Source organism: Acidimicrobiales bacterium, assembly GCA_036270875.1.
In the GTDB taxonomy this organism is placed as follows: domain Bacteria; phylum Actinomycetota; class Acidimicrobiia; order Acidimicrobiales; family AC-9; genus AC-9.
Map to the genome: position 1 here is coordinate 1 of DATBBR010000092.1, position 5,654 is coordinate 5,654.

A 5,654-nucleotide genomic window follows, 5' to 3' on the forward strand; every position below is an offset into this window, starting at 1 on the left:
GGTCGCGACGGGCCAGACCCACACCATCCGCGAGCTGCTGGACGTCGCGTTCGGCGCCGTAGGCATCGACGACTGGGGGCCGTTCGTGACCACCGACCGCCGGTTCCTCCGTCCCGCCGAGGTGGATGTCCTGATCGGCGACGCCACCAAGGCCCGGAGCCAGCTGGGCTGGGAGCCGACGCTCGACTTTCAGACGCTCATCAAGGTGATGGTCGACCACGACCTCGAGCTCGAGGCCCGAAAGGCGCGCGACCGCTAGTCCCCCATGGACCCGGCCGGTCTGCGCCACCTGGCCCACTACGCGGGGCAGGAGTCACCGGTGCATCCGGAGAAGTAGCGAACCCAGAGAAGTAGCGACTCGCGCGAGGGCCCCCGAGCGGGCTGTGACAAGGAGCTGGGGATGCGGGTGCCGATCAGGAAGAGGTCTGCGCTGGCGGTCGCTGCTGCCCTCGGGCTCGTTCTGAGCGCTGCCGGCGCGGGACCGGCTTTTTCAGCTTCAGCGGCGACGTCTCCGGCACCGCGGGTCCTTCGCGTCGGCACCTTCAACGGGATCCCCGGCACCTTCGGCACCATCCAGCAGGCGGTGAACGCAGCGCGCCCGGGCGACTGGATCCTGGTCGGGCCGGGCGACTACCACGAGTCGGGCTCGAGCGACCCGACCCATCCCGCCGGTGTCCTGATCACGACGCCCGGCATCTACCTGCGGGGCATGGACCGCAACAAGGTCGTCGTCGACGGCACCCTCCCCGGAGGTGGCACTCCCTGCGCCGGCGACGCCAAGTACCAGAACACCGGGCCCAACGGTACGGACGGCAAGCCCACCGGGCGAAGCGGGGTCGAGGTCTACAAAGCCAGCGGGGTCTGGGTCGAGAACCTGACGGCCTGCAACTTCCTGACGAACAGCACCGGGGCCCAGGGAAACCAGATCTGGTGGAACGGCGGCGACGGCGATCCCACGATCGGGATGGGCAGCTACTGGGGCGACTACCTCACGACCACGTCCACCTACTCGAACGGCGTGAACCCCCCCTTCGGCGACTACGGCATCTTCGCCTCCAAGGCGAGTGGCCCGGGCGTCATCGACCACAGCTATGCGTCGAACATGGGTGACGCCGGCTACTACATCGGTGGCTGCCAGACGAACTGCAACGCCGTGGTGCGCAACGCCCACGCCCAGTACAACGCCCTCGCCTACTCGGGCACGGACTCGGGCGGCAACCTCGTCATCGAGCATTCGGAGTTCGACCACAACAAGACGGGGATCACCAGCGACTCGGAGAACAACGACGACGCCCCCTCGCCTGCCGACGGGAGCTGCCCGAACGGAGCGGCGGGACCTCTCGGCGGCCACTCCTGCGAGATCTGGCAGTACAACGACATCCACGACAACAACAACCCCAACGTGCCGGGCAATGCGACCAACGGCCTGGCCGGGGCGGCACCCATCGGCACGGCGATGGTCCTGGCGGGAACGAGGAACGTCACCCAGTACCACAACACGATCGCCAACAACGGAGCCTGGGGGGCCCTCATCGTCGACCAGCCCTACATGGGAACGCCTCCGCCGTTCGCGCAGTGCCAGGGCGGGGTGTACGTGGTGCCCGGACAGGTCTGCTATTACCAGGCGTTCGGCAACCAGGTGATCGGGAATACCTTCCGGAACAACGGTTTCTTCGGCAATCCCACCAACGGCGACCTGGGCCTGGCCACGCTTCCCCATGACCCCGGCAACTGCTTCCAGCAGAACACCGACCCCAAGGGCGTGACGAGCGATCCGCCGAACCTCCAGAGCTTCCCGTACAACCCGTGCGGGCAGCCCAACGGCGGCGACCTCGGCCCCTTGGCGGCCGAGGTGCTGTGCGCCACCCAGCTGCTGGCTCCCTGCCCGAACCTGCCCGGGGCCAGCTACCCCCGGGCCACCCAGGTCGTGCTGCCACCGCTCCAGCCTCAGCCGAGCATGCCCAATCCGTGCGCCGGTGTGCCGGCCAATCCGTGGTGCCCGAGGCGGTCGGGCTAGATTCGCCTTTGATGACGGTCATCGACGCTGACACCCACCTCTACGAGAGCCGCGGGCTGTGGGCGGAGTACGCCGACCCCGCTCAGCGCCATCTCGCCCTGCGGATCGCCGACGACGAGCTCGGTCACGCCTGGCTCATGCTCGGAGATCGCCGGATCCACCTGGCCGAGGTGCACCACCCGGGCGACGTGTCGAGCATGGGCGCCTACCGCGAGCGGGTTCGCCAGGGACTGCCGGCCGAGCACACCTACGACGAGGCGCTCCCGCGCCACTTCTGGGATCCGACCGTCCGGCGCGACCGCCTCGACGAGATGGGCCTCGACGAGGCCGTCGTCTTCCCCAACTTCGGGCTGCTGTGGGAGCGGCCCCTGTCGTCCGACCTCCGAGCGACTCAGGTGAACATGGCGGCGTGGAACCGCTGGGCCGTGGCCATCGCCCAGGAGGGGAGGGGCCGGCTCCGCCCCGTCGCCCACCTCACCCTTCGAGACCGCGACTTCCTGGAGGACCAGTTGCGGCTGATGGCAGCCGGTGACCTGCGCCTAGCCATGATCGCCCCCGCCCTGGTGGACGGGCGGCCCCTGTCGCATCCCGATCTCGACTGGGCCTGGACAGCGTTCGAGGAGCACGGCGTGACCCCGGTCTTCCACATCTCCGCGTTTCCTCATCCGTTCCACGACGGGTGGTACGCCGGGGACCCCGACGAGGTGGCCCCGGTGCTGTCGTCGGTGTTCATCTGGACACCGCCCGCACTGGCCCTGGCCGACCTCGCGGCCAACGGCGTGCTGGCCCGTCACCCGGGCCTCAGGATCGGCGTGATGGAGCTGTCGGCGATCTGGGTGCCGATGTTCCTCCTCATGCTCGACGGCGGGTTCGACTTCCACGCCCGGTTCAACGGCCGTCCCCTCCACGATCTCGAGCTGCGCCCGAGCGAGTACATCCGGCGTCAGGTGCGGGTGGCCGCGTTCGGCTACGAGCGGCCGGACCGCCTGATCGGCGAGGCGGGGGAGCTGTTCATGTTCTGCAGCGATTTTCCCCACGCCGAGGGCCTGGCCCAGCCGCTGGAGGACTACCGCGGCCTCTGTGGCCCGGTCGAGGAGCCGGCGGCCGGCCGCCTGTACGGCGGCAACGTGGGCTGGCTGCTCGGCGCTGTCCCTTAGTGATCGGCCCCTCATGATGGGGCTCCACCTGACCCCTGGGGAACACCTTCTGACGGGTCCCCAGGCCCGAGGTTAGGCCTTACCCCCATTTGGGGGATATATAGGAAGGAGTTGCCGATCGGGGGTGACCATCATGGAAGCGACCATCCGGCTATGCCCCCACCCCACCAGCGCCCGGGCGGCCAGGGAGTTCGTTGCCGGGACGTTGCTCCACTGGGGACGCCGAGACCAGACCGAGGCGGCCGTCCTGCTCACCAGCGAGCTCGTGACCAACGCCATCATCCATGCCCGCACCCAGGTCGCGGTCACCATGCACCTGGGCGACGAGGCCCTGCGGGTCGTGGTGCTCGACGAGAGCAAGGAGCCCCCGAGCCGCCGGTCGGGAACCGACGAGCTCGGAGGCGGCCGAGGCCTGAAGCTGGTGGAGGCCATGGCTGCCGCGTGGGGCGTCTCTCCGGAGGGGAATGGCAAGGCGGTGTGGTTCGAGCTGGTGTGAGCGCCGGCCGTCCCTAGGTGAACATGCCCTGTCGAAGGGCGGTGGCGATCGCCTGGGCCCGGTCGTTCACCCCGAGCTTGCGGTAGATAGAGCGGAGATGGGTCTTCACCGTCTCCTCGCCGACGACCAGCTGGGCGGCGATGGCGCGATTGCCGAGACCCTCGACGAGCAGGCTCAACACCTCGCTCTCGCGCTGCGACAGGCCCATCTGGCTACCGGGCCAGATGCGTCCGCCTCCGTGGTGTGCAGCTCGCATGGCGATTCTGGTGGCCATGCTGGGGTCGACGACGACCTCGCCGTCGCGCACCCGTACGAGATGATCCGCCAGTTGGGCTCCGCTCAACGACTTGAGCAGGTAGCCGGAGATTCCCAGGCGGAGCGCCTCGAAGAGACGGCGCTCGTCGGCGTCGTCGGTGAAGACCACCACTCGGAAGGGCGGCTTCTCGGCGACCAGCTGCGCTGCCACGTCGAGCCCCTCGGTCCCCCGGATGTTGACGTCGAACAACACCACGTCGGCGTTCAGCGCCATCGCCGTCTCCGCCACGTCCTCGCTGAGCAGGACACCGCCGGCCAGCTCCACCCGCTCTCGGTGGCGGGCAAGCATCCCCTGCAGCCCCTCCATGATGATCTCGTCATCGTTGACCAGCGCGACGCGCACCGGCGGGGCGACAACGTCCCGCATCTCGTTCGAGCTCATCGGACTCGTCGGACTCATCGGAACACCCCCGCCTGGGCGAGGCGGGCCAGGGCGTGCGGGCGGTCCGGCACGTCCAGCTGGCGATACGCCGCGCGCACGTGCTTCTTGACCTCGACCTCGCTGATGCCCAGCTGACCGGCGACGGCTGTGGTGCGGTCACCTCGGGCGAGCAGCTCCAGCACCCTGCTCTCCTGTCGGGTCAGGCCCAGATCGGATCCAGGCCACACGGCGCCCTGGTCGAGCGGGTCGGTCCGACTCCGGGCGCCAGCCAGGACGGCGTCCATCACGACGGACTTGTCGGCCACGGACTCGAGCTGCTGGACCAGCTCATCGCCTGCGGCCGAGATCAACAGGAAGCCGGCGGCGCCCCGCTGCAGCACCGGTAGGCCGAACCGGGCCTCGTCCCGGCCGGCCAGGATCACGACGCGATGGTCTCCCCACGACTCGACCAGCTGGTCGACCTCGTCGAGGCCGTCGCCCGCGGCCAGGCGGGCGTCGTAGATCACGACGTCGGCGAGCTGCCTGGCGCTCACCGCGAGGGCATCTGACAGGCTGGCGCCCTCGCCGGTCACCGTCACCCGCCGGTCGTAGGGCCGCAAGATGGCCGACAGCCCGGCGCGCACGATCTCCCGGTCGCTGACGACGAGCAGCCGAATGGCGGACCCAGTACCGGCGCGCTCAACGGGCACCGAGTACCCCCGACATCCAGGTGTCGACACCGGCTCCAGGAAGGCGCGGCGATGCCGAGCATGCTGGGACGGTTCCTACTGCCATGGTGGCCCTTCGGCTTGGGCACGGAGGGCGACACGGAAGTCCAGTTCCCCAGCAAACGGGGCCAGCGCATGTCCACCGCTGCGACTACGACCAGGGTACCGAGCGCCGGCCGATACCGCTCAGCGCCTTCGGTCGGCCCGTCCAGTGCCTGGTCGGATTACCATCCCCGTGATGGACGTCGAGGCATTCCGCGGCCAGCTCGGTGCCGAGCAGGATCGGCTCCGGGCCCTTCGTGACGAGTTCGTCGATGGCGGCCTGACCACTCAGTCGGAGGAGGAGAGCCTGGCCGAGCTCTCCTCGTCTGCCCAGCACCAGGCCGATATCGGTACCGAGACGTTCGACCGGGAGCGGGACGTCTCGATCCTGGAGCAGGTGGAGGCCGAGCTGGCCGACGTCGAGCTGGCCCTCCGTCGCCTCGATGACGGCACCTACGGGACATGCGAGGCCTGCGGGCGCCTCATCGGCGACTCGCGGCTCGAGGCCAAGCCCGAGGCTCGGCTGTGCCTCGACGAC

General features: G+C 69.4%; 7 protein-coding genes. 5 read left to right on the top strand and 2 right to left on the bottom strand.

From position 1 onward, the window contains the following. From VH112_10470 to VH112_10485, 4 genes are all read left to right on the top strand, one after another. On the top strand, positions 1 to 259 hold a 259-nt coding region (locus VH112_10470; GenBank protein HEX4540657.1), incomplete at its 5' end, for a GDP-mannose 4,6-dehydratase. A 141-nt stretch (positions 260 to 400) separates the two neighbouring features. Then, the gene (locus VH112_10475) at positions 401 to 2,017 is read left to right on the top strand and encodes a hypothetical protein (protein HEX4540658.1); all 1,617 of its coding nucleotides are present in this window, start codon (positions 401 to 403) and stop codon (positions 2,015 to 2,017) included. A gap of 11 nt (positions 2,018 to 2,028) precedes the next feature. After that, positions 2,029 to 3,174 (top strand): hypothetical protein, encoded by a 1,146-nt coding sequence (locus VH112_10480; GenBank protein HEX4540659.1) that lies wholly within the window; start codon positions 2,029 to 2,031, stop codon positions 3,172 to 3,174. Positions 3,175 to 3,307: 133 nt separating this feature from the next. After that, complete coding sequence (locus VH112_10485) at positions 3,308 to 3,670, top strand: ATP-binding protein (GenBank protein HEX4540660.1); 363 nt, start codon at positions 3,308 to 3,310, stop codon at positions 3,668 to 3,670. Between the two features lie 13 nt (positions 3,671 to 3,683). On the opposite strand, the gene VH112_10490 is transcribed toward VH112_10485, so the two are convergent. Further along, complete coding sequence (locus tag VH112_10490; protein ID HEX4540661.1) at positions 3,684 to 4,367, bottom strand: response regulator transcription factor; 684 nt, start codon at positions 4,365 to 4,367, stop codon at positions 3,684 to 3,686. Positions 4,368 to 4,381: 14 nt separating this feature from the next. After that, on the bottom strand, positions 4,382 to 5,056 hold the full coding sequence (locus VH112_10495) for a response regulator transcription factor (protein HEX4540662.1): 675 nt from the start codon (positions 5,054 to 5,056) through the stop codon (positions 4,382 to 4,384). 256 nt (positions 5,057 to 5,312) lie between these two features. On the opposite strand from VH112_10495, the gene VH112_10500 reads away from it, so the two are divergent. Next, the coding region (locus tag VH112_10500) for a TraR/DksA C4-type zinc finger protein (protein HEX4540663.1) at positions 5,313 to 5,654 on the top strand (342 nt) is incomplete at its 3' end.